Consider the following 25274-nt stretch of genomic DNA (forward strand, 5'->3'; position numbering starts at 1 on the left):
TTCCCTCCCCGCCCGGCCGGCATTGCCCCCGACCGCCCGAAAAAGCGGCCCGCGTTCCTAGTCGCGGTACAGAAGCAGCGCCTCGCCCTGGCCGCCGCCGCCGCACAGGGAGACTGCAGCCTTGCCGCTCCCGCGCCGGCGCAGCTCAAGGGCGGCCGTCAGTGCCAGCCGGGCACCGGAAGCGCCGATCGGATGGCCCAGGGCGATGGCGCCGCCGTGGATGTTGCACTTCTCCAGCGGGTAGTCCAGGTCCTGAAGCGACTGCACGGCCACGGCGCCGAAGGCTTCGTTGATTTCGATGAAGTCCAACTCTGTGGTGCTCCAGCCGGCCCGCTGGAGGGCCTGCGAGATGGCGTTGGAGGGCTGGGACTGCAACGAGGTGTCCGGTCCGGCAACCTGACCGGACCGGCCGACGACGGCCAGCCAGTCCAGCCCGTTGTCCTCGGCGAAACCCCGGCTAGCCACCACAACGGCAGCGGCGCCGTCGGAAAGCGGGGACGAGTTCCCGGCCGTGATGGTGCCGTCCTTGGCAAAAGCGGGGCGCAACGGCGCCAGGCTTTCCACCGTGGTTTGTGGACGGACGCCCTCGTCGCGGTCCACCACCAGGTCGGAGCCCTTGCGCTGCGGCACTTTGACCGCGACGATCTCGTCGTCGAAGACGCCGCTCTCCGCTGCGGCCGCGGCCCGCTGGTGGGACGCAGCAGCCACTTCGTCCTGCGCTTCGCGACCGATGCCCAGCTCGCTGTTCCGCCGCTCCGTGGAGACACCCATGGACTCGTGATCGAAGGCATCGGTGAGGCCGTCGTGAGCGGTGGCATCGAGGGCGGTCATGCTGCCGTACGTCCAGCCCTGGCGGGACCCCGGGAGCAGATGCGGGCCGTTGGTCATCGACTCCTGCCCGCCGGCCACCACCACGTGCGCCTCGCCGGAGCGGATCAGCCGGGCGGCGTCGCTAATAGCCGCGAGCCCGGAGAGGCACACCTTGTTGATCGTCACGGTGGGAACGTTCCAGCCCAATCCAGCGGCGATGGAAGCCTGGCGGGCAGGGTTCTGGCCGGCTCCGGCCTGGATGACGTGCCCCATGATGACCGCGTCCACCTGTTCCGCGGCGACGCCGCCGCGCTCCAGCGCGGCAGCGATGGCCTTGCCCCCGAGCTCGACGGCGGTGAAGGCCGCGAGTTGGCCGTTCAGCCGCCCGTTGGGTGTGCGCGCGCCGGCCAGGATGACGACGTCGTCGCGACTGCTGGTGTTCTGGGCCATGGTGTACCTGACTCTTTCTGCGCCGCCGGCCGGGGCATGAAACTGCGGCCGGCGGCTGCTGCGATGGGTATGATCTGCTTCACAGATTACCCGTGCAGCGGAACTCGCCAGAAGCGCAGAGCCGGAAATGTTGGCAACGGGGTATATGCTGGTGGCGTTGTCCCGGGGAAGACAACCGCGAAGACGCCTTTCGCACTGCGTTTGCACCGCGGCAAGCTGCGGTTTGCAGTACGCCCCGTGCGGCGTTTCGCATGACGCGTGCCGCTCCGATCCCGATGACGGGGGAGCGGGTAACTGGTCCTGCCCTCCATGCTGGACAATCCGCGACGCGGTCCCGTACACTTAGTATTTGCGTCTTCCCTCAAAACCTTTGGCCTTCATATAGCGGTGGGCTTCGCCACGCCCTATCTGTATTTAACTGCAGATCGTGCGGCGGGCAAGGATCATATAGCGGATCCAGGTTGTGTCCGGACCTCACCAGGGGTGCCGGCAGTGCGGAAGCGCAGGACAAGCCTGAAGGTCTGTGGAAGGATCCCTCTTGGTCGCCTCGAGCACCTCTAATACCGATACCGCTAACAGCCTGCTGGACGCCTCGTCGAACGACGGCGCAACCCGGCGGCTCTCATTCGCCAAGATTCACGAACCTCTTGACGTTCCCAATCTGCTCGCCCTTCAGACCGACAGCTTCGACTGGCTGGTCGGCAACGAGCGCTGGAAGGCGCGCGTAGCCAAGGCCCAGGAAGAAGGCCGCCAAGGCCTGGCCACCACCTCCGGCCTCGCTGACATCTTCGAAGAGATCTCCCCGATCGAGGACTTCCAGGGCACCATGTCCCTGAGCTTCTCCGAGCCGGAGTTTGCCGATCCGAAGTACACCATGGCCGAGTGCAAGGACCGCGACGCCACGTACTCCGCGCCGCTGTACGTCAAGGCCGAGTTCATGAACAACAACACGGGCGAGATCAAGCAGCAGACCGTGTTCATGGGCGACTTCCCGCTGATGACCGACAAGGGCACCTTCGTCATCAACGGCACCGAGCGCGTTGTCGTCTCCCAGCTGGTCCGCTCGCCGGGCGCCTACTTCGAGAAGACCGCCGACAAGACCAGCGACAAGGACATCTTCACCGCGAAGATCATCCCGTCCCGTGGCGCCTGGTTCGAGCTGGAAATCGACAAGCGCGACCAGGTCGGCGTACGCCTCGACCGCAAGCGCAAGCAGTCCGTGACCGTGCTGCTGAAGGCACTGGGTTGGACCGAGGGCCAGATCCTCGAGAACTTCGGCGAGTACGACTCGATCCGCGCCACGCTGGAGAAGGACGCCACCCAGACCCAGGAGGAAGCCCTCCTGGACATTTACCGCAAGCTGCGTCCGGGCGAGCCGCCCACGGTCGAGGCCGCCCAGTCCCTGCTGGACAACCTCTACTTCAACCCGAAGCGCTACGATCTGGCCAAGGTTGGCCGCTACAAGATCAACCGCAAGCTGGGCATCGACAAGCCGCTGAACGATCCGGACGCCTCGGTCCTGAACAATGACGACATCGTCGCCATGATCAAGTTCCTGGTGGCCCTGCACGCCGGCGAAGCCACCATCCCGGGCAAGCGCGACGGCGCCGACCACGACCTCCGCGTCGAGGTCGACGACATCGACCACTTCGGCAACCGCCGCATCCGCGCGGTCGGCGAACTGATCGAGAACCAGGTCCGCACCGGCCTCTCCCGCATGGAGCGCGTGGTCCGCGAACGCATGACCACCCAGGACGTGGAGGCCATCACCCCGCAGACCCTGATCAACATCCGCCCCGTGGTGGCTGCGATCAAGGAGTTCTTCGGTACGTCGCAGCTCTCCCAGTTCATGGACCAGAACAACCCGCTGGCCGGCCTGACGCACAAGCGCCGCCTGTCCGCGCTGGGCCCGGGCGGTCTGTCCCGCGACCGTGCCGGCATGGAAGTCCGTGACGTGCACCCCTCGCACTACGGACGCATGTGCCCGATCGAGACGCCTGAAGGCCCGAACATCGGTCTGATCGGCTCGCTGGCTTCCTACGGCCGCATCAACGCGTTCGGTTTCATCGAGACTCCGTACCGCAAGGTCGTCAACGGGCAGGTCACCGACCAGGTGGACTACCTGACCGCGGACGACGAGATTGAGTGCGTGATCGCCCAGGCGAACGCCCCGCTCAGCGAGGACCTGCACTTCGAAGAGGACCTGGTCCTCTGCCGCGAGCGCGGCGGCGGCGGCGAGCCGGTTTTGGTGCCGGGCGACGAAGTCGACTACATGGACGTTTCCCCGCGCCAGATGGTGTCGGTCGCAACGGCCCTGATTCCGTTCCTCGAGCACGACGACGCGAACCGCGCACTGATGGGCGCCAACATGCAGCGCCAGGCTGTGCCGCTGCTGCGTTCGGAAGCTCCGATCGTGGGCACCGGCATGGAGCGCTACGCCGCTGTTGATGCCGGCGACTCAGTGGTTGCCATCAAGCCGGGCGTGGTCACCGAGGTCTCCGCCGACCTGGTCACCGCACTGAACGACGACGGCACCGAGACCCGGTACCCGATCATGAAGTTCGCCCGCTCCAACCAGGGCAACGCCTACAACCAGCGCGTCCTCGTCTCCGAGGGCCAGCGGCTGGAAGCCCGCAGCATCATCGCCGACGGTCCGTCCACCGATCAGGGTGAACTGGCGCTGGGCAAGAACCTGCTGGTGGCGTTCATGTCCTGGGAAGGCCACAACTACGAGGATGCGATCATCCTCTCCCAGCGTGTGGTTTCCGACGACGTGCTGACCTCCATCCACATCGAGGAGCACGAGGTTGATGCCCGCGACACCAAGCTTGGTGCCGAGGAAATCACCCGCGACATCCCGAACGTGTCCGAGGAAGTGCTCTCCCAGCTGGACGAGCGCGGCATCATCCACATCGGTGCCGAGGTCGACGCCGGCGACATCCTGGTGGGCCGCGTGACCCCGAAGGGCGAGACCGAGCTGACCCCGGAAGAGCGCCTGCTGCGCGCGATCTTCGGCGAGAAGTCCCGCGAAGTGCGCGACACCTCCCTGAAGGTGCCGCACGGCGAGTCCGGCACCGTGATCGGTGTGCGCATCTTCGACCGTGACAACGACGACGAACTGCCCCCGGGCGTGAACCAGCTGGTCCGCGTATACGTGGCGCAGAAGCGCAAGATCACCGACGGCGACAAGCTCGCCGGCCGCCACGGCAACAAGGGCGTCATCTCCAAGATCCTGCCGATCGAGGACATGCCGTTCCTGGAAGACGGCACGCCGGTTGACATTGTGCTGAACCCGTTGGGTGTTCCCGGCCGCATGAACGTGGGCCAGGTGCTGGAAATCCACCTCGGCTGGGCCGCCAAGCAGGGCTGGAACATCGAAGGCAACCCGGACTGGGCCAAGAACCTGCCGAACCTGCCGCGCCAGACCGGTCCCACCACGGTGGCCACACCGGTGTTCGACGGTGCCAGCGAGTTCGAGATCACCGGACTGCTGGATTCGACCAGCCCGACCCGCGACGGCGAACGCCTGATCGGTTCCTCCGGCAAGGCGCGTCTGTTCGACGGCCGTTCCGGCCAGCCGTTCCCGGATCCGATCTCCGTGGGCTACATGTACATCCTGAAGCTGCACCACCTGGTGGACGACAAGATCCACGCACGCTCCACCGGCCCGTACTCGATGATCACCCAGCAGCCGCTGGGCGGTAAGGCGCAGTTCGGCGGACAGCGCTTCGGTGAAATGGAAGTGTGGGCCCTGGAGGCCTACGGTGCCGCGTACACCCTGCAGGAACTGCTCACCATCAAGTCCGACGACATCCACGGCCGCGTCAAGGTCTACGAGGCGATCGTCAAGGGCGAGAACATCCCGGAGCCGGGCGTTCCCGAATCCTTCAAGGTGCTGATCAAGGAAATGCAGTCGCTCTGCCTGAACGTGGAAGTACTCTCCACCGACGGCACCGCGATCGAAATGCGTGACTCGGATGAAGAAGTCTTCCGGGCCGCGGAAGAGCTGGGCATCGACCTTTCGCGGGCCGAGCCGAGTTCCGTCGAAGAGGTCTAGCCGGGCCGGCCGGCCGAAGGCGCCCTGCGCACTTCGGCCGGCCAGCCGCTCATCCTCTTTCCGTAACCCGACAGACTTTCAGATTTAGAGAACAAGAGAGAACAGGGACCATATGTCCAGCGAATCCTCCTTCGGCCTCATGCGCATCGGCCTTGCCACCGCGGACGACATCCGCGACTGGAGCTACGGCGAGGTCAAGAAGCCGGAAACTATCAACTACCGCACCCTGAAGCCTGAGAAGGACGGCCTCTTCTGCGAGAAGATCTTCGGCCCGTCCCGCGACTGGGAATGCTACTGCGGTAAGTACAAGCGCGTGCGCTTCAAGGGCATCATCTGTGAGCGCTGTGGCGTCGAGGTCACCCGGGCCAAGGTCCGCCGCGAGCGGATGGGCCACATCGAGCTGGCTGCCCCGGTCACGCACATCTGGTACTTCAAGGGTGTCCCGTCCCGCCTGGGCTACCTGCTCGACCTGGCGCCGAAGGACCTGGAAAAGGTCATCTACTTCGCCGCCTACATGATCACCAGCGTGGACGAGGCGCGCCGCCACGAGGAACTGCCGAACCTGCAGGCCGAACACGATCTGGAGAAGAAGCAGCTGGGCGATACCCGCGATTCGGACATCGCGGCCATCGCCAAGGACCTCGAGGACGAACTGGCCCGCCTGGAAGGCGAAGGCGCCAAGGCCGCCGAGAAGAAGAAGGCCCGCGACTCCGCCGACCGCCAGATGGCCAACGTGCGCAAGCGCGCCGACGCCGAGATCGAGCGCCTCGACATGGTGTGGGACCGCTTCAAGAACCTGAAGGTCGCCGACCTTGAAGGCGACGAGGGCCTGTACCGCGAGCTGCGCGACCGCTACGGCCTGTACTTCGAAGGCGCCATGGGTGCCGAGGCGATCAAGAACCGTCTTGAGAACTTCGACATGCCTGCCGAGGCCGAGTCCCTGCGCGACATCATCAAGAACGGCAAGGGCCAGCGCAAGACCCGCGCCCTGAAGCGGCTCAAGGTGGTCAACGCTTTCCTGACCACCACCAACTCGCCGCTGGGCATGGTGCTGGACGCCGTTCCGGTGATCCCGCCGGAGCTTCGCCCGATGGTGCAGCTGGACGGTGGCCGCTTTGCGACCTCCGACCTGAACGACCTGTACCGCCGCGTGATCAACCGCAACAACCGCCTGAAGCGCCTGTTGGATCTGGGCGCGCCGGAAATCATCGTCAACAACGAAAAGCGCATGCTGCAGGAAGCTGTGGACTCGCTGTTCGACAACGGCCGCCGCGGTCGTCCGGTCACCGGGCCGGGCAACCGTCCGCTGAAGTCGCTCTCCGACATGCTCAAGGGCAAGCAGGGCCGCTTCCGCCAGAACCTGCTGGGTAAGCGCGTTGACTACTCCGGCCGTTCCGTGATCGTGGTCGGTCCGCAGCTGAAGCTGCACCAGTGTGGTCTTCCCAAGCAGATGGCGCTGGAGCTCTTCAAGCCGTTCGTGATGAAGCGCCTGGTTGACCTCAACCACGCGCAGAACATCAAGAGCGCCAAGCGCATGGTCGAGCGTTTCCGCCCGCAGGTCTGGGACGTGCTGGAAGAGATCATCACCGAACACCCGGTGCTGCTCAACCGTGCACCAACCCTGCACCGCCTGGGCATCCAGGCGTTCGAGCCGCAGCTGGTGGAAGGCAAGGCGCTGCAGCTGCACCCGCTGGTCTGTGCAGCCTTCAACGCCGACTTCGACGGCGACCAGATGGCTGTGCACCTGCCGCTGAGCCCCGAGGCGCAGGCCGAGGCGCGCATCCTGATGCTCTCCTCGAACAACATCCTGAAGCCGTCGGACGGCCGTCCGGTGACCCTGCCTTCACAGGACATGATCATCGGTCTGCACCACCTGACCACCAAGCGCGAAGGCGCAGAAGGCGAAGGCCGTGTCTTCGCCAGCCCGGCCGAAGCCATCATGGCCCACGACGCCGGCGAGCTGCACCTGAACTCCGTGGTCAAGATCCGCGTGCCCGGCTTCGTGCCGAGCGCCGACCAGCCCGCACCGGAAGGTTGGGAAGAGGGCCAGGAAGCGCTGATCGAAACCACGCTCGGCCAGGTCGTCTTCAACAACACCCTGCCCGACGATTACCCCTGGGTTGAGAAGGTGGCGGACAAGGGCCAGCTCTCGGCGATCGTGAACGATCTGGCCGAGCGCTACCCGAAGGTCGTCACTGCGGCAACGCTGGACAACCTCAAGGACGCCGGTTTCTACTGGGCCACCCGCTCCGGTGTCACCGTGGCGATCTCCGACATCGCCGCCCCGGCCGAGAAGGCCGCCATCATGGAGGGCTACGAAACCCAGGCGGCACGCGTCGAGTCCCAGTACAGCAAGGGCCTGATTGCCGACGACGAACGGCGCCAGGAACTGATCGACATCTGGAACAAGGCAACCAACGAGGTTGCCGACGCGATGCGGAAGAACCTGACCAAGGAAAACACCATCAACCGCATGGTGTCCTCCGGCGCCCGTGGTAACTGGCTGCAGGTCCGCCAGATCGCCGGTATCCGTGGTCTGGTGGCCAACCCGAAGGGCGAGATCATCCCGCGCCCGATCAAGTCCTCCTACCGTGAGGGCCTGTCGGTGCTGGAGTACTTCATCGCCACGCACGGTGCCCGTAAGGGCCTGGCCGATACCGCGCTGCGTACCGCCAACTCGGGTTACCTGACCCGTCGTCTGGTGGACGTCTCGCAAGACGTGATTGTCCGCGAACTGGATTGCGGCACCGAGCGCGGCCTGACCACGGTCATCGCCGAACCGGACCACAACGGTGAACTGCGCCGGCACGAAGAGGTGGAGAACTCCGCCTACGCCCGCACGCTGGCCACCGATGTGGTGAACTCCGAGGGCACCGTGGTGGCCGCGGCAGGCTCCGACGTCGGCGATGTGCTGATCCAGGAACTGATCGACGCCGGCATCACCGAGATCAAGGTGCGCTCCGTGCTCACCTGTGAGTCCGCCGTCGGTACCTGTGCGTTCTGCTACGGCCGTTCGCTGGCCACCGGCAAGACCGTGGACATCGGCGAGGCAGTCGGCATCATCGCCGCACAGTCCATCGGTGAGCCCGGCACGCAGCTGACCATGCGTACCTTCCACACCGGTGGTGTTGCCTCCGCGGAAGACATCACCCAGGGCCTGCCCCGTATCCAGGAGCTCTTCGAAGCCCGTACGCCCAAGGGCGTCGCGCCGATGGCCGAAGTGGCCGGACGCGTGTCCATCGAGGACGGCGAGCGCCAGATGCGCGTCATCGTCACCCCCGATGACGGCTCGGAAGAGATCGCCTACCCGGTACTGCGCCGTGCTCGACTGCTGGTCGAAGACGGCCAGCACGTAGAGGTCGGCCAGCAGCTGGTCACCGGTGCCAAGGACCCGAAGCAGGTGCTGCGTATCCTCGGCCCGCGCCAGGCCCAGAAGTTCCTGGTGGACGAGGTCCAGAGCGTGTACCGCAGCCAGGGCGTTGGCATCCACGACAAGCACGTGGAAGTCATCGTGCGGCAGATGCTGCGCCGCATCACCGTCATCGAGTCGGGCGAAACCGACTTGCTGCCGGGCGAGCTCGCCGAACGCAGCCGCTTCCAGGCGGAGAACCGCAAGGCGGTTTCCGAGGGCAAGCAGCCTGCCAACGGCCGTGACGAGCTGATGGGCATTACCAAGGCATCGCTCGCCACCGAGTCGTGGCTGTCGGCCGCGTCCTTCCAGGAGACCACCCGCGTCCTGACGCAGGCGGCCATGGAAGGCAAGTCCGACCCGCTGCTCGGCCTGAAGGAGAACGTCATCATCGGTAAGCTGATCCCGGCCGGCACCGGCCTGGACCGGTACACCCAGGTGTCGGTGGAGCCGACGGAGGAAGCCAAGGCCAACCTCTTCACCGGCCCCAGCGCCTTCGGCGACTTCGACTACGCCGGCGGCGACGGTTCGATGACGCCCGAGTTCCACGCCATCCCGCTGGATGACTACGACCTGGGCAACGACTACCGCTAACGAGTAGGGCGCCCCCGCCAAGGTGCAGGCCGAGGGCCCCGCAGCGAGCTTGCGTGCTGTGGGCAGGCCTGGACCGGCGACTTCGTCGCCACGGCGGGGCCCACGCGCCCTACGCTTAGGGGCGCTCCGCGCCTGATCTGATGCACCGAACCGCCTCCTGCTCCCCGATACCGGGGCAGCGGGAGGCGGTTCGGCGTTTAACGGCAGCCGGGTCGTGGGAATCGGATCGTATACCTTCCATTGGAGAAAAGTGGCCAGTATATGGGCCCGCTTTCAGCCATTTCTCTCCACTGGATGGGGGTGGCCCGGCAGCCGCGTACTCGCGGCAGGCGTGGACAAAGCGGCAGCCCGGTGGCCCCGCACTCGCGGCAGGCCTGGACAAAGCGGCGGCCCGGCAGGTCTGGACAATGCGGGAGGCCTGGACAATGCGGGAGCCCGGAGGTGCGGGAGGCCTGGACAATGCGGCAGCCCTGATGGGCGGCAGGCGTGGACGCGTGACACGTCGGCATGCCCGGCAGGCCTGCTTACCGTCCCTTCCGGCGTGAGAACCTAGGAACATGGCCAATTCACCGTCCGGAGACTCGATGCTGGACCGGCTGGTGCGCATTCTGTCAGCGTTCGAGCCGGACAAACCGGCGATGAACGTTGCCACGTTGTCCCGGCGAGCGGATGTGCCGTTGGCTACGACGTACCGGTTGGTGGACGAGCTCTCGCGGCACGGGCTGCTGACCAAGGAAGGCCCCGGGGAGATCCGGTTGGGGCTTCGGCTGTGGGAACTGGCCAACCGGAGTTCGCCCGCCGTGGACCTTCGGCAGGCCGCGATGCCGTTCATGGAGGACATCCAGTCCGTGGTCCGCCAGCACACCCAGCTGGCCGTGCTGCGCGATGACGAAGTCCTGGTCATCGAGCGGCTCTCCAGCCGCGGCTCGGTGGTCAACCAGGCGCAGATTGCCGGCCGTATGCCGGTTCACCGGACTTCGATGGGAATGGTTCTGCTGGCCAATTCGCCGAACCACGTTCAGGAGTCCTACCTCTCCCGCCACCCGGAAGCCGTCACCTCGGCGGACGCGGTCTCCTTCGACCTGCGCCGGCACCTGGCCGATATCCGAAAGCGGGGCTATGCCGCGTTTGATGGGCGTATCGACGTGGACACCACGGGCGTGGCCGTCCCGGTGGCGGGTCCTGCCGGCTGGCCGGTGGCAGCGCTCGGCGTGGTGGTGCCGCTGGGCTTCGAGAACTTCAACGCCGTCGTCCCGGCGCTCATGACGGCTGCACGTGGCATCTCCCGCGCGATGGGCGTGGCGCTGCCCTGAGTGGACTGAGGATGGCCGCCGTCGTCGTAATTCTCATTCAATGAGAACGCGGGCGCATTCGGCTTGTCGGCCGGGTCACACTGGATCAAGACGTGACCAACATGGCTTCAGGAGACTTACATATGGCGCAGGCGCAAATCATCAAAACCAAGGTCGGCATTGTCGGCGGAGGACCTGCCGGTCTCATGCTCAGCCACCTGCTGGCCAAGCAGGGCATCGACAACCTTGTGGTGGAGTCCCGCGATCACGAGACCATCCGCAACACGCATCGCGCCGGCATCCTGGAGGCGGGCTCGGTCAAGATGCTCACCGACACCGGCGTGGATGGCAGGGTGCTCACCGAGGGCGACGAGCATGAGGGCATCGACCTGCGCTTCAACGGCGAGTCGCACCCGCTGGACTTCAAGGACCTGGTGGACGCAACCGTGACGCTGTATGCGCAGAACGAGGTCTTCGTGGACCTGGCCGCTGCCCGCAAGCGCGACGGCGGCGACGTGCGCTACGAGGCCGAGGTCACCGAGGTGCTTGACCTGGAGACCACCACGCCCAAGTTCCGCTTTAGCGACAAGGACGGCGCCGCATTTGAGGTGCACTGCGACATCCTGGTCGGTGCCGACGGCTCCCGCAGTTTCTGCCGCCGTGCGGTGACGGGGGAGCAGGACTACAAGATCGAGTATCCGTTCGCGTGGTTCGGCATCCTGACCGAGGCCCCGAAGAGCGCCCCGGAACTGATCTATGCCAACTCCCCGCACGGCTTCGCGCTGATCTCCCAGCGCAGCGAGACCGTCCAGCGGATGTACTTCCAGTGCGATCCGGCCGAGAACGTGAACGACTGGAGCGACGACCGGATCTGGGCCGAACTGCAGAAGCGGGTGGACGGCCCGGACGGCTTCCAGTTGAAGCAGGGCCCGATTTTCGACAAGACCGTGCTGGCCTTCCGGTCCTTCGTCCGTGAGCCGCTGTCCCACGGCCGGATGTTCCTGGCCGGCGACGCCGGACACACGGTGCCGCCGACCGGCGCCAAGGGTCTGAACCTGGCCTTCGCGGACGTCAAGGTGCTGTTCGAAGCCATCGATTCGTTCTACGCCACCGGCAGCGACGCGCTGCTGGAGGGCTACTCGGACCTGGCCCTGCAGCGGGTCTGGAAGGCGCAGAACTTCTCCTACTGGATGACCAGCATGCTGCACACCCGCGAGGACGCGTCACCGTTCGAAACCAAGCGTGCCCTGGGCGAGCTGGCCACGGTGACCGGGTCCCGCTTCGGTCAGCAGTACCTGGCCGAGTCCTACACCGGTTGGCCGCACAAGTAACCCACCACCCGCCTGCGGCATCAGCCAACGCGGGCCCGTACCCTGAACCACCAGACCCGAAAAACAGAAAGGAGTTCTCGATGAGCGACGCTACTGCTCAGGACGAGGCTTTCGACGGCGAGACGTTTGACGACAGCCACGTGCTGGATCCTGCCGCCACCGCGGATTCGCAGGAGACGATCAACCAGGAAATCACCGACATCCACGAGGCCTACCGCAAGGGCGTTGAAGCCGGAGAAGCCCAGGAAACGCAGCCGCGCATCGACTTTGCGCCCTACCGTTCCTCGCTGCTGCGCCATCCCACCAAGGACCTGCACCATGCGGATCCGGAGACGATCGAGCTGTGGAGCCCGGCGTTCGGTGAGCGGGACGTGCACATCCTGGAATCCGACCTGACCATCCAGCACAACGGCGAACCGCTGGGCGAGCGGATCGTTGTGCAGGGCCGCGTCCTGGACGGCGACGGACGCCCCGTGCGCAACCAGCTGGTGGAAATCTGGCAGGCGAACGCGGCCGGCCGCTACGTGCACAAGCGGGACCAGCACCCGGCACCGATCGACCCGAACTTCACCGGCGTGGGCCGCTGCATCACCGGACCCAACGGCGAATACAAGTTCACCACCATCAAGCCGGCCCCGTACCCGTGGAAGAACCACCACAACGCCTGGCGTCCGGCGCACATCCACTTCTCGCTGTTCGGCACCGACTTCACCCAGCGCATGATCACCCAGATGTACTTCCCGGGCGACCCGCTGTTCCCGCTGGATCCGATCTACCAGGCGATCACCGACCAGGATGCGCGCGACCGTCTGGTCGCCACCTACGACCATTCGGTGACCAGCCACGAATGGAACACCGGCTACCGCTGGGACATCGTCCTTTCCGGCAGCAACCGCACTTGGATGGAAGAAGGCGAGGAGCACTGATGAGCGAGTCCACCACCAAACTGGTAGCTACCCCGGGCCAGACCATCGGCCCGTTCTACGGCTTCGCGCTGCCTTATGAGAAGGACAGCCAGCTGGTCCACCGCGCGCACACCGGATCCATCCGGCTGCACGGCGTGGTGACGGACGGCAACGGCAGCCCGATTCCCGACTCCATGCTGGAGATCTGGCAGGCCGACGAGCGCGGCGAGATCTCCCGGGAGACCGGTTCGCTGGTCCGCGACGACCACACCTTCACCGGCTTCGGCCGGGTAGCCGTGGACAACGTCGGCCACTACACCTTCACCACGGTGAACCCGGGCGCCACCGAGCAGGGCAAGGCACCGTTCATCTCCATGGTGGTCTTTGCCCGTGGCCTGCTGAACCGGCTGTTCACCCGGATCTACCTCCCGGAGGACACCGAGGCGCTGGCGAACGACCCGCTGCTGTCCTCGCTGCCGGAAGAGCGGCGGAAGACGTTGATCGCCGAGCGCGAGCCGAACGGCGACCTGCGGTTCGACATCCGGTTGCAGGGCGAAGGCGAAACCGTCTTCCTGACCTACCCGGGAATCTAGGGATCCATGAATCCAGCGGACCACGCTGATTTCGGGCTGCTGTCTCCGGTTTCGGCCGGGACAGCAGCATCCCGTTTAACCAGCGACTACCAATTCATCCAGGCCATGCTCGACGTGGAGCTCGAATGGACGCGCGTGCTGGCCGGCGCCGGCCGGGTACCGGCGGATGCCGTTCCCGCCGTCGAGCAGGCCTCTCGGGCGGATCTCTACGACGCCGCAGGCTTGGCCGAGCGTGCCCAGGGCGGCGGCAACCCGGTCATCCCGCTGCTCGCCGACCTGCGCGCGGAGACCAAGAAGCACAACCCGGCCGCCGCTTCGGCGATCCACCAGGGTGCCACCAGCCAGGACATCCTGGACAGCGCCATGATGCTGATGGCGCGCCGCACGCTGGCCGGCATTGTCACCGACCTGAAGTCCGCCGCCGCCGCTCTGGCGCGGCAGGCGGAAGAGCACCGCGGCACCATCACCGTGGCCCGGACGCTGACCCAGCATTCGCTGCCGTCCACCTTCGGGCTCAAGGCCGCCAACTGGCTCTCCGGCGTCGCCCAGGCCGGTGTCCGGCTGGAGCAGGTTGCCGGGGAACTGCCCCTCCAATGGGGCGGTGCGGCCGGCACCATGGCCGCGCTGACGGAACTGGCCAACCGGCCCGCCAACCCCGCGGCCACAACCGCAGCGGAAAGCGAAGGATCCGCCGGAACCGCGGCAGGCAGCGCTGCGCCGAACAACGACGGCGGTGCGCTGGCTTTGGCGGCCCGCCTCGCCGAACGGCTGGGGCTGGCCGACCCGGTGGCGCCGTGGCAAACCAACCGGCTGCCGGTCACCGCGCTGGCCGCGGCGCTGGCCGACGTGCTGGCCGCCGCCGGGAAGGTCGCCAACGACGTGCTGCTGCTCAGCCGGCCCGAACTCGGCGAAGTCTCCGAGCCCGCCGCCGAAGGCCGCGGCGGATCCTCGGCGATGCCGCAGAAACAGAATCCGGTGCTGTCTGTGCTGATCCGCAGTGCCGCACTGGCCGGTCCCGGGCATCTGGCCCAGATCCAGGCCGCGGCCGCCGGTGCCATCGACGAGCGGCCGGACGGTTCCTGGCACGTCGAGTGGCAGGCGCTGCGCCAGCTGCTCCGGTTGGCCGGCGGGGCAGCCGCCAAGCTGGCCGAACTCGCCGAGGGCCTGGTGGTCCAGCCGGAAAGCATGCGCCGCAACCTGGCGATCACCGGTGAGCTGGTGGTCAGCGAACGGATCATGGCCACCGTGGCGCCGCTGCTGGACGGCGGATCCCCGGGCGCCGGCAAGTCCAAGGTCCAGAGCCTGGTCAACCAGTCGCTGGCCAACCAGGGCACGTTGGCACAGTTGCTGCGCGATGCGGTGCCCACCGACGAACTGAGCGACGCGGCGCTGGCCGAACTGCTGGATCCGGCAGGCTACATCGGCCAGAGCAGCGAACTGATCGACCGGATCACTTCCCACTATGCAGAATGGAGCCATTCGTGAGCGTTCCCGACATCACCCCCACCTTGCTGTCCGAGGGCAAAGGCAAGCCCGTGCTGCTGGCAGGCGCCGGCCTGGGCACCGGAGCCAAGGCGCTTTGGATCGACACCGTGCCACATCTTCAGGACTTTCAGGTAGTCGGCGTGGACCTGCCCGGCCACGGGGCCAGCCCGGCCTCGACCGAGCCGTTTACGATGGCCGAACTCGCCCAGGGCGTGGTGGCCATGCTGGACAAGCTGGCCACGGCCGGTGACATCGACGCCCAGGCAAAGGTCTACTTCGCCGGCGTCTCGATGGCCGGTGAACTGGCATTGCAGCTGGGCCTGGACTATCCGGACCGCTTCGCCGGGCTGGGCGTGGTGTGCTCCGGCGCCAAAATCGGCGAGCCGTCCGGCTGGCTGGAGCGCGCGGAGACTGTCCGCAATGCGGGCACGCCCACCATGGTGGTCGGCTCGGCGCAGCGCTGGTTCGCGCCGGGCTTCATCGAGAAGCACTCCGAACGCACCACCCGGCTGCTGCACACACTGCAGAACGCCGACCGCTTCGCCTACGCGCATTGCTGCGAGGCCTTGGCCGGCTTCGACGTCCGCGAACGGCTCGGCGAAATCACCACCCCGGTGATCGCCATCGCCGGCGGACTGGACGAGGTCTGCCCGCCCGAGTTCGCCAAAGCAGTGGCCACCGGCGTGCGCCAGGGCAGCTCCGCCGTCGTCGATTCCGCCGCCCACCAGGCGCCCGCCGAAGCGCCCGAAGAAACCGCGGCGCTGCTGCGCGATTTCTTCCTGGCTGCCTGAGAGCAGCCGGATTCTTGACTGAAACTACCCAAGGAGTACCCGCCGTGAGCGACAACCGCACCTTCGATCCCGCCAAGACCCAGCAGGAGGTCTACGACGACGGCATGGCCGTCCGCCGGCAGGTCCTGGGCAACGCGCACGTAGACCGTGCGAACAGCTCGATCGATGAGTTCACCCAGGACTTTCAGGAACTGATCACGCGCTACGCGTGGGGGACCATCTGGACCCGGGAGGGGCTGCCGCGCACCACGCGCAGCGCCATCACGCTGACCGCCATGATCGCCAAGGGCCACTGGGAGGAATTCGCCATGCATGTGCGTGCGGCGCTGACCAACGGCATGACCCGGGACGAAATCAAGGAAGTGGTGCTGCAGTCCGCGATCTACTGCGGCGTGCCGGACGCCAACGTGGCGTTCAAGGTGGCCAAGGGCGTTTTCGCCAGCCTTGACGAGGATCACAGCGCCTCGATATAGTTCATATAACGTACATGCGTTCGTGAAGCGAACACTTCCGAGGTTTTAGCGGATGTTCATGGGTCCCTGTCCCGGGGCTGGTGAAGCCGCCGCGGAGGGTTCCTGCGCGGATCCCCATCATGTCTATGGAGCGGTCCGGTCCAGCCACAGCGCTGGACCGGGCCGTTTGCTGTAACCCACGGCGCACGCCAGAAGTGCGCCACGAAGGAGCCTCGAATGAACCAGGCATATTTGTATGACGCCGTCCGCACCCCGTTCGGCAAGTTCGGCGGTGCGCTGGCCGGCGTCCGGCCGGACGACCTGGCCGCCGAAGTGGTCAAGGCGGAAGTTGCCCGCGCGCCGGGCCTGGACCCGGAGCGCATCGACGAGGTGATCTTCGGCAACGCCAACGGCGCCGGCGAAGAGAACCGCAACGTCGCGCGAATGGCCACGCTGCTGGCCGGCCTGCCCACCTCCATTCCGGGCACCACGGTGAACCGGTTGTGCGGTTCCAGCCTGGACGCGGCGATCATTGGCTCCCGCCAGATCAACGCCGGCGAAGGCGACCTGGTGCTGATCGGCGGCGTCGAGTCGATGAGCCGCGCGCCCTGGGTGCTGCCGAAGACCGAGAAGCCCTACCCGGCGGGCAACATGACCCTGGCGTCCACCACGCTGGGCTGGCGGCTGGTGAACAAGAAGATGCCGCAGGAATGGACCGTGTCCCTGGGCGAGGCCACCGAGCAGCTGCGTGAGCGGCACGGCATCAGCCGGGAGCGGCAGGACGAGTTTGCCGCGGCCTCGCACCGCCTGGCCGACGCCGCCTGGAACGAAGGCAAATACGATTCGATGGTGGTGCAGGTCCCGGGCACCGACCTGAACCGCGACGAATCCATCCGCCCCACCAGCACCGCCGAAGTGCTGGCCGGGCTGAAGACCGTCTTCCGGCCCGTCGCCGACGGCCCCGAGGGCGGCACGGTGACGGCAGGCAACGCATCGCCGCTGAACGACGGCGCGTCCGCGGCCTGGTTGGGCAGCGAGGCTGCCGCCGGGCTGCTGGGAACCGAGCCGCTGGCCCGGATCGCCGGCCGCGGCGCCTCCGCCCTGGAGCCGCAGTTCTTCGGCTTCGCTCCGGTCGAGGCCGCGAACCAGGCCGTCAAGCGGGCGGGCATCAGCTGGTCGGATGTCGCCGCCGTCGAGCTCAATGAAGCCTTTGCAGCGCAGTCGCTGGCCTGCATCGACAACTGGGACATCGATCCCGCCATCGTGAACGCGTGGGGCGGCGCGGTGGCCATCGGCCACCCGCTGGGCGCCTCGGGCATCCGCATCCTCGGCACGCTGGCACGCCGGCTGCAGGAATCGGGCGAACGCTGGGGCGTGGCCGCGATCTGCATCGGCGTGGGCCAAGGCCTCGCCGTCGTGCTGGAAAACGTCAACTCAACCAAGAACTAAGGAGGTAAGCCAGCATGGCAAAATTTGCTGCTACTGCCCAGAACGCCGTGGCCGGCATCCAAGACGGCGCCACGGTCCTGATCGGCGGCTTCGGCAACGCCGGCCAGCCGATGGAACTGATCGACGCGCTGATGGACTGCGGCGCCACTGACCTGACGGTGGTGAACAACAACGCCGGCCAGGCAGACGCCGGGTTGGCGCTGCTGATCAAGGAGCGCCGGGTCAAGAAGATCATCTGCTCGTTCCCGCGCCAGTCCGACTCCTGGCACTTCGACACCGCCTACCGGGCGGGCGAAATCGAACTGGAACTGGTGCCGCAGGGCAACCTCGCCGAGCGCATCCGTGCCGCCGGCGCCGGCATCGGCGGCTTCTTCACGCCCACCGGCTACGGCACCATGCTGGCCGAGGGCAAGGAAACCCGCATGATCGACGGCAAGGGCTACGTGCTCGAGTCCCCGATCTACGGCGACGTGGCACTGATCAAGGCGCTCACTTCGGACAAGAAGGGCAACCTGGTTTACCGCAAGACCGCCCGCAACTTCGGTCCGATCATGGCCGCCGCCGCCAAGAAAAGCATCGTCCAGGTCTCCGGCATCGTGGAGACCGGCCAACTGGATCCCGAAGTCATCGTGACGCCGGGCATCTACGTGGACACCGTCGTCGAAATTGCGCCGCAGGCCGCAGAAGGAGAGGCACACTAGTGAGCGAGAAACTCAGCCGCGAGGACCTGGCCAGGCTGGTCGCGCAGGACATCCAGCCCGGTTCCTTCGTGAACCTCGGCATCGGCCAGCCGACGTCCGTTTCGAACTACCTGACCGCCGAACAGGACATCACGCTGCATACGGAGAACGGCATGCTGGGGATGGGCCCGGAGGCGCACGGTGATGAGATCGACCAGGACCTGATCAATGCGGGCAAGGTCCCGGTCACCGAAGTGCCGGGGGCGTCCTACTTCCACCATGCAGACTCCTTCGCCATGATGCGTGGCGGCCATTTGGACGTCTGCGTGCTCGGCGCCTTCCAGGTCTCGGCCACCGGCGATCTGGCGAACTGGCACACCGGCGCCCCGGATGCCATCCCCGCCGTCGGCGGCGCGATGGACCTGGCCACCGGCGCCAAGGACGTCTATGTGATGATGTCCCTGTTCGCCAAAGACGGCACGCCCAAGTTGGTGCCCGAATGCAGCTACCCGCTCACGGGCGTGGGCTGCGTCACCCGCGTATACACTAATGACGCTGTCTTCCTGCTGACGCCGGAAGGCGTGCGGGTGCGCGAAACGTTCGGGACCACGCTTGAGGAGCTGCAGTCCAAGATGGACATCAAGCTGCTCCCGCCCACCGAGTAAAGCCCCCGTAAAGCTCGAAGGAACCATGACAGAGACCAAAACGCCTGGCGATCAGTTCGTCCAGTCACTGGCCCGCGGATTGACCGTGATCCGGGCTTTCGACGCCGACAACGTCACCATGACGCTCAGCGAGGTCTCCAAGCGGACCGGCCTGACCCGCGCCACGGCGCGGCGGTTCCTGCACACCCTGGTGGATCTGGGGTATGTGCGCACCGACGGCCGCGTCTTCGAGCTCACCGCATTGGTGCTCCAGCTGGGGTATTCCTACCTTGCAGGGCAGAGTCTGCCCCAGCTGGTGCAGCCATTGCTGGAGGAGCTTTCCGCCGAGCTGCACGAATCCACGTCCGCCTCGATCCTCGACGGCGACGAGATTGTCTACATTGCCCGCATCCACACCCGCCGGATCATGACCGTGGGGATCATGGTGGGCACGCGGTTCCCGGCCTATGCCACCTCGATGGGCCGGGTGCTGCTGGCCGGCTTGCCGATCGAGGAACTGGAGCAGCGCTTGGCCTCCACGACCCTGAAACAACTGACGCCGCGGACCATCGCCGACCCGGTGAAGCTGCGCGCGGAGCTGGACACAGTGCGCAGCCAAGGGTGGTCCCTGGTGGACCAGGAGCTGGAGATCGGCCTGCGCTCCGTGGCGGTGCCGGTCCTGCATCCGGACGGCTCCGTGGCCGCCGCGCTGAACATGTCCATGCAGGCCTCGCTGGCGGACGGCACCCGCGACGTGGATGCCGTGGTCGCCGAGGCGCTGCCCAAACTGCGGGCCGCCTCGGCCAAGATCACCGACGCCCTGCGCGCGCAGCAGTAGGGCAAGCCCCGGATGTTTACCCCGAGGCCAACTTTCGTTGACCTTGGCGTGGATGAATGTCCGGTGATGGAATCTGTGACCCCGCGGCGGAAGTTCCTGCCGGAAATCCAAGCCCTGCGCGCCCTGAGCCGCACCTACATGCAGACGCTGGCCGCGCCGCTGGAGGCCGCCCTGCTGCAGGCCATGGGGAAGTGATGGCGGTGCGGGCGGCTCCCGATAGGCTCCGTCATCCGGTGCCGCGATTCTCTGATAGACTTTTCTTCGATTGTTTTGTGTGGCAGTGGATGAAGGCCGTTCCGGATCAAACCGGGGCGGGGCCTGTTTCCGGTTCGCGGGGTTCTTGCGCGGAGGATGCCACACTTTTGCACGCCTACGGTCGCTTCAATTCGGCAGCGGGTGCGAAGACGACCGACAGTGCCTGGCCCTGCATGTGAGGCGGGGCAAAGCTCACGAAAAACGGAGATCACGAAAGTGCCTACGATTAACCAGCTGGTCCGCAAGGGCCGCTCACCTAAGGTCAATAAGACCAAGGCGCCTGCCCTTAAGGGCAGCCCGATGAAGCGCGGCGTTTGCACCCGCGTTTACACCACCACCCCGAAGAAGCCGAACTCCGCGCTCCGCAAGGTAGCCCGCGTCAAGCTTGCCGGCGGCATCGAAGTGACTGCCTACATCCCCGGTGTAGGCCACAACCTGCAGGAACACTCCATCGTGCTGGTGCGCGGCGGCCGTGTGAAGGACCTGCCCGGTGTTCGCTACAAGATCGTCCGCGGCGCCCTTGACACCCAGGGTGTCAAGAACCGCAAGCAGGCTCGCAGCCGCTACGGCGCGAAGATGGAGAAGAAGTAATATGCCTCGCAAGGGTCCGGCCCCCAAGCGGCCGCTAGTTGTAGATCCCGTCCACGGCTCCCCGCTGGTGACCCAGCTGATCAACAAGGTTCTTGTTGACGGCAAGAAGTCCACCGCAGAGCGCATCGTTTACGGTGCCCTTGATGGCGTGAAGGCCAAGAGCGGCGGCGATCCCGTCGCTGCCCTGAAGAAGGCCATGGACAATGTCCGCCCGACCCTGGAGGTCCGCTCCCGCCGTGTTGGCGGCGCCACCTACCAGGTTCCGGTTGAGGTCAAGCCGGGCCGCGCCACGGCTTTGGCCCTGCGCTGGCTGGTCGGCTACTCGAAGGCCCGCCGCGAGAAGACGATGACCGAGCGTCTCATGAACGAGATTCTGGATGCGTCGAACGGTCTCGGTGCCGCTGTGAAGCGTCGCGAAGACACCCACAAAATGGCCGAGTCCAACAAGGCCTTCGCCCACTACCGCTGGTAACAGAGACGGAACGACGGCGGCCAGCCGCCGCCGTCGTACCCCTCACCTACAAAGGGAGACATTGTGGCACAGGACGTGCTCACCGACCTCACGAAGGTCCGCAACATCGGCATCATGGCCCACATCGATGCCGGTAAGACCACTACCACGGAACGCATCCTGTTCTACACGGGTGTGAACCACAAGATCGGCGAAACGCACGACGGTGCGTCGACGACTGACTGGATGGAGCAGGAGAAGGAACGCGGCATCACGATCACGTCTGCCGCCGTGACCTCCTTCTGGAACAACAACCAGGTCAACATCATCGACACCCCGGGCCACGTGGACTTCACGGTCGAGGTCGAGCGCTCCCTGCGTGTGCTCGACGGCGCCGTAGCCGTCTTCGATGGCAAGGAAGGCGTGGAGCCGCAGTCTGAGACCGTGTGGCGCCAGGCGGACAAGTACAACGTTCCGCGCATCTGCTTCGTCAACAAGATGGACAAGCTGGGCGCCGACTTCTACTTCACCGTCGACACCATCATCAAGCGCCTCGGCGCCAAGCCGCTGGTCATGCAGCTGCCGATCGGCGCTGAATCCGAGTTCATCGGTATGGTTGACCTGATCACCATGAAGGCCATGGTGTGGCCTGGCGATGCCAAGGGCGACGTCACCATGGGTGCCGCCTATGAGACCCGCGAGATTCCCGAGGACCTGCAGGCCAAGGCCGAGGAGTACCGCGCGCAGCTCATCGAGTCCGTGTCCGAGTCCTCGGACGAGCTCATGGAAAAGTACCTCGAGGGTGAGGAAATCACCAACGAGGAACTGGTTGCCGGCATCCGCAAGATGACCATCAACTCCGAGGCCTACCCGGTGTTCTGCGGTTCCGCGTTCAAGAACCGCGGCGTGCAGCCGATGCTGGACGCCGTGGTGGCCTACCTGCCGTCGCCGCTGGACGTTCCGCCGATGATCGGTCACGATCCCAAGGACGAGTCAGTCGAACTGGTCCGCAAGCCGAGCGAGGACGAGCCGTTCTCCGCTCTGGCGTTCAAGATCGCGACCCATCCGTTCTTCGGCCAGCTGACCTTCATCCGGGTGTACTCGGGCAAGGCATCCTCCGGCCTCCAGGTGCTCAACACCACCAAGGGCAAGAAGGAGCGCATCGGAAAGCTTTTCCAGATGCACGCCAACAAGGAGAACCCGGTCGATGAGGCCCATGCAGGCCACATCTACGCCGCCATCGGACTGAAGGACACCACCACCGGTGACACCCTCTCCGCCATGGAAGCACCGGTCGTGCTCGAGTCGATGTCCTTCCCGGAGCCGGTGATCTTCGTGGCCATCGAGCCGAAGACCAAGGGCGACCAGGAGAAGCTCTCCACGGCCATCCAGAAGCTTTCGGCCGAGGACCCGACCTTCACCGTGTCGCTGAACGAGGACACCGGACAGACCGAGATCGGCGGCATGGGCGAGCTCCACCTGGACATTCTGGTGGACCGCATGCGCCGCGAATTCAACGTCGAGGCCAACGTGGGCAAGCCCCAGGTTGCCTACCGTGAAACCATCAAGAAGTCCGTCGAAAAGGTCGACTACACCCACAAGAAGCAGACGGGTGGATCCGGCCAGTTCGCGAAGGTCCAGGTTTCCTTCGAACCGCTGGACACCACCGACGGCACCTTCTACGAGTTCGAGAACAAGGTCACCGGCGGGCGTATTCCGCGCGAATACATCCCCTCGATTGACGCTGGCATTCAGAATGCCATGCAGCTCGGTGTGCTGGCCGGCTACCCGCTGGTCGGCGTCAAGGCCATCCTGATCGACGGCGCCTACCACGACGTCGACTCTTCGGAAATGGCCTTCAAGATCGCTGGTTCCCAGGTCTTCAAGGAAGGCGCACGCCGCGCCAACCCGGTCCTGCTCGAGCCGCTGATGGCCGTCGAAGTACGTACCCCTGAGGAATACATGGGCGACGTGATCGGCGACCTGAACTCCCGCCGTGGACAGATCCAGTCCATGGAGGACGCTAGCGGCGTGAAGGTTGTGCGCGCTAACGTTCCGCTTTCTGAGATGTTCGGCTACATCGGCGACCTGCGTTCCAAGACGCAGGGCCGTGCGGTGTATTCGATGCAGTTCGAAAGCTACGCTGAGGTCCCGAAGGCTGTTGCCGACGAGATCATCCAGAAGACGCGCGGCGAGTAAAACCCTGGTGATGGGTCCTTATTCGTAAGGACCCGGCACCCGTGCAGGCGGCCGGCCAAGCACAGCAGCCGGCCGCCGGCACAACCCCTCTGACGGAACCGCGCAATCCTTTTGCCGGTACCTGACGGAACCAGTAATTTCACCAAATACAAAAGCCCGAAGTAGACTTGTTCAAGTTTCGGCCGTGACAATCGCGTCCGGAGAGCAATTCTTCTCAAAACGTTCTAGGAGGAACCCGTGGCGAAGGCAAAGTTCGAGCGGACTAAGCCGCACGTCAACATTGGTACCATCGGTCACGTTGACCACGGTAAGACCACGTTGACCGCTGCCATTTCCAAGGTGCTTGCTGACAAGTACCCCAATCTCAACGAGCAGCGTGACTTCGCAGCTATCGACTCTGCCCCGGAAGAGCGCCAGCGCGGTATCACCATCAACATCTCGCACGTCGAGTACCAGACCGAGAAGCGCCACTACGCCCACGTGGACGCCCCCGGCCACGCTGACTACATCAAGAACATGATCACCGGTGCCGCCCAGATGGACGGCGCAATCCTGGTGGTTGCTGCGACTGACGGCCCGATGGCCCAGACCCGCGAGCACGTTCTGCTGGCCCGCCAGGTTGGCGTTCCGTCGCTGCTGGTGGCCCTGAACAAGTCGGACATGGTTGATGACGAGGAACTGCTCGACTTGGTCGAAATGGAAGTCCGCGAGCTGCTCAGCTCGCAGGGATTCGATGGCGACAACGCACCGGTCATCCGCACTTCCGGCCTGAAGGCACTGGAAGGCGACCCGCAGTGGGTCAAGTCCGTCGAGGACCTGATGGACGCCGTTGACGAGTTCATTCCGGACCCGGTCCGCGACAAGGACAAGCCGTTCCTGATGCCGGTTGAAGACGTCTTCACCATCACCGGCCGCGGCACCGTGGTGACCGGCCGCGCCGAGCGCGGTACCCTCGCCATCAACTCCGAGGTCGAGATCGTCGGCATCCGCCCGGTCCAGAAGACCACCGTTACCGGTATCGAGATGTTCCACAAGCAGCTCGACGAAGCATGGGCAGGCGAGAACTGTGGTCTGCTGCTGCGCGGTATCAAGCGCGAAGACGTGGAGCGCGGCCAGGTTGTTGTGAAGCCGGGTTCGATCACCCCGCACACCGACTTCGAGGCCAACGTCTACATCCTGTCCAAGGATGAAGGCGGCCGCCACAACCCGTTCTACTCGAACTACCGTCCGCAGTTCTACTTCCGCACCACCGACGTGACCGGCGTTATCACGCTGCCGGAAGGCACCGAAATGGTCATGCCGGGCGACAACACTGAGATGACCGTTGAGCTCATCCAGCCGATCGCTATGGAAGAGGGCCTCGGCTTCGCTATCCGTGAAGGCGGCCGCACCGTTGGTTCGGGCCGCGTCACCAAGATCACCAAGTAACTTTGTGATCTGCTAGCCGGAGGATTCCGGCCAGCATCAGGAGAGCCCCTGCCGTCTGACGACGGCGGGGGCTCTCCCTTTTAACGACGACGGTGCCGCCTGCCGCGGGTTGCCTGCGCACAGGGTATGCCCCGGTGGAATCAGATGTTCTGGTGCAGGCAGAGAATGTTGCCTTCCGAGTCGGGGAACCACGCGCACCGCTGGTGCTCGCTGACGGCGATGTGGTTCTCGGTCTTCAGGCCCGGCAGATCGTAATCGGCGAAGTGGATGCCCTTTCCAGCCAGGTCAGACATTTCGGATTCAAGATCGGCCACTTCGAAACTGACCGAGGTGTGGTCCGAGGTATCGGCGTCCGGTCGGACGATGAGTTCTACGGCGTTGGACCCGCCGCTGGAAAACATCATCGAATCGTCTCCGTTGGTGCCCGCCGGCTTCAAGCCGAGGGAGTCCTGGTAGAACGCGCGCGCCCGGTCCAAGTCCTTCACGGGCAGGACCGTCGTCATGGTGGTGGTGCTGAGCATGGTATTTCAGCCTCCTGGGAGCATATGCTGTGGACAGTTCCCAGAATAG

Annotated in this window: 20 protein-coding genes; 18 read left to right on the plus strand and 2 right to left on the minus strand. The window is 65.5% G+C overall.

Going from position 1 to position 25274, the window contains the following annotated elements; all coding sequences use genetic code 11:
• Window positions 1–57: 57 nt before the first annotated feature.
• Window positions 58–1260 carry an acetyl-CoA C-acetyltransferase gene (locus tag MNQ99_RS05125; protein WP_241914677.1) on the minus strand — a complete coding sequence of 401 codons (1203 nt, stop codon included), beginning with the start codon at window positions 1258–1260 and terminating at the stop codon, window positions 58–60.
• A 538-nt stretch (window positions 1261–1798) separates the two neighbouring features.
• Here MNQ99_RS05125 and rpoB point away from each other — a divergent pair.
• The 18 genes from rpoB to tuf all read left to right on the plus strand — a co-directional run bounded on the left by rpoB (window position 1799) and on the right by tuf (window position 24704).
• Window positions 1799–5317, plus strand: coding sequence for a DNA-directed RNA polymerase subunit beta (gene rpoB, locus MNQ99_RS05130; protein WP_127511042.1), 3519 nt, complete (start codon window positions 1799–1801; stop codon window positions 5315–5317).
• A gap of 112 nt (window positions 5318–5429) precedes the next feature.
• Window positions 5430–9320: a DNA-directed RNA polymerase subunit beta' gene (locus MNQ99_RS05135; RefSeq protein ID WP_127511043.1), complete on the plus strand. Its 3891-nt coding sequence runs from the start codon at window positions 5430–5432 to the stop codon at window positions 9318–9320.
• A gap of 557 nt (window positions 9321–9877) precedes the next feature.
• The gene (locus MNQ99_RS05140; RefSeq protein ID WP_241914678.1) at window positions 9878–10633 is read left to right on the plus strand and encodes an IclR family transcriptional regulator; all 756 of its coding nucleotides are present in this window, start codon (window positions 9878–9880) and stop codon (window positions 10631–10633) included.
• A gap of 122 nt (window positions 10634–10755) precedes the next feature.
• Window positions 10756–11943: a 4-hydroxybenzoate 3-monooxygenase gene (locus MNQ99_RS05145; protein WP_127511045.1), complete on the plus strand. Its 1188-nt coding sequence runs from the start codon at window positions 10756–10758 to the stop codon at window positions 11941–11943.
• 80 nt (window positions 11944–12023) lie between these two features.
• Window positions 12024–12869 (plus strand): protocatechuate 3,4-dioxygenase subunit beta, encoded by an 846-nt coding sequence (gene pcaH / locus MNQ99_RS05150; protein WP_241914679.1) that lies wholly within the window; start codon window positions 12024–12026, stop codon window positions 12867–12869.
• On the plus strand, window positions 12869–13441 hold the full coding sequence (gene pcaG, locus MNQ99_RS05155) for a protocatechuate 3,4-dioxygenase subunit alpha (RefSeq protein ID WP_127511047.1): 573 nt from the start codon (window positions 12869–12871) through the stop codon (window positions 13439–13441). The genes pcaH and pcaG overlap by 1 nt, the downstream gene beginning before the upstream one ends.
• A 6-nt stretch (window positions 13442–13447) precedes the next feature.
• Window positions 13448–14926 carry a lyase family protein gene (locus MNQ99_RS05160; RefSeq protein WP_241914680.1) on the plus strand — a complete coding sequence of 493 codons (1479 nt, stop codon included), beginning with the start codon at window positions 13448–13450 and terminating at the stop codon, window positions 14924–14926.
• Entirely contained in the window at window positions 14923–15717 is a 795-nt protein-coding gene (locus tag MNQ99_RS05165; RefSeq protein WP_241914681.1) for an alpha/beta fold hydrolase, read from the plus strand. The genes MNQ99_RS05160 and MNQ99_RS05165 overlap by 4 nt, the downstream gene beginning before the upstream one ends.
• A gap of 44 nt (window positions 15718–15761) precedes the next feature.
• The gene (gene pcaC / locus MNQ99_RS05170; protein ID WP_277883599.1) at window positions 15762–16190 is read left to right on the plus strand and encodes a 4-carboxymuconolactone decarboxylase; all 429 of its coding nucleotides are present in this window, start codon (window positions 15762–15764) and stop codon (window positions 16188–16190) included.
• Between the two features lie 216 nt (window positions 16191–16406).
• A complete protein-coding gene (locus tag MNQ99_RS05175; protein WP_241914682.1) occupies window positions 16407–17618 on the plus strand; it encodes a thiolase family protein in 1212 nt (403 codons plus the stop codon).
• Window positions 17619–17632: 14 nt separating this feature from the next.
• A complete protein-coding gene (locus tag MNQ99_RS05180; protein WP_241914683.1) occupies window positions 17633–18319 on the plus strand; it encodes a 3-oxoacid CoA-transferase subunit A in 687 nt (228 codons plus the stop codon).
• On the plus strand, window positions 18319–18963 hold the full coding sequence (locus MNQ99_RS05185; protein ID WP_127511052.1) for a 3-oxoacid CoA-transferase subunit B: 645 nt from the start codon (window positions 18319–18321) through the stop codon (window positions 18961–18963). Before MNQ99_RS05180 ends, MNQ99_RS05185 begins: the two co-directional genes overlap by 1 nt.
• A 25-nt stretch (window positions 18964–18988) precedes the next feature.
• On the plus strand, window positions 18989–19780 hold the full coding sequence (locus tag MNQ99_RS05190; RefSeq protein WP_127511053.1) for an IclR family transcriptional regulator domain-containing protein: 792 nt from the start codon (window positions 18989–18991) through the stop codon (window positions 19778–19780).
• Window positions 19781–19846: 66 nt separating this feature from the next.
• Window positions 19847–19975, plus strand: coding sequence for a hypothetical protein (locus tag MNQ99_RS19005; RefSeq protein ID WP_277883600.1), 129 nt, complete (start codon window positions 19847–19849; stop codon window positions 19973–19975).
• 276 nt (window positions 19976–20251) lie between these two features.
• Window positions 20252–20626, plus strand: a complete 375-nt coding sequence (gene rpsL, locus MNQ99_RS05195; RefSeq protein WP_127511055.1) for a 30S ribosomal protein S12 — start codon at window positions 20252–20254, stop codon at window positions 20624–20626.
• A gap of 1 nt (window position 20627) precedes the next feature.
• Window positions 20628–21098: a 30S ribosomal protein S7 gene (rpsG, locus tag MNQ99_RS05200; RefSeq protein ID WP_127511056.1), complete on the plus strand. Its 471-nt coding sequence runs from the start codon at window positions 20628–20630 to the stop codon at window positions 21096–21098.
• A 63-nt stretch (window positions 21099–21161) separates the two neighbouring features.
• Entirely contained in the window at window positions 21162–23276 is a 2115-nt protein-coding gene (gene fusA, locus MNQ99_RS05205) for an elongation factor G (protein WP_127511057.1), read from the plus strand.
• Between the two features lie 237 nt (window positions 23277–23513).
• Window positions 23514–24704 (plus strand): elongation factor Tu, encoded by a 1191-nt coding sequence (gene tuf / locus MNQ99_RS05210; protein WP_127511058.1) that lies wholly within the window; start codon window positions 23514–23516, stop codon window positions 24702–24704.
• A 140-nt stretch (window positions 24705–24844) separates the two neighbouring features.
• On the opposite strand, the gene MNQ99_RS05215 is transcribed toward tuf, so the two are convergent.
• Entirely contained in the window at window positions 24845–25225 is a 381-nt protein-coding gene (locus MNQ99_RS05215; RefSeq protein ID WP_127511059.1) for a VOC family protein, read from the minus strand.
• Window positions 25226–25274: the final 49 nt, after the last annotated feature.

Origin of the sequence: Arthrobacter sulfonylureivorans, assembly GCF_022637435.1 — a bacterium.
Classification (GTDB): Bacteria; Actinomycetota; Actinomycetes; order Actinomycetales; family Micrococcaceae; genus Crystallibacter; species Crystallibacter sulfonylureivorans.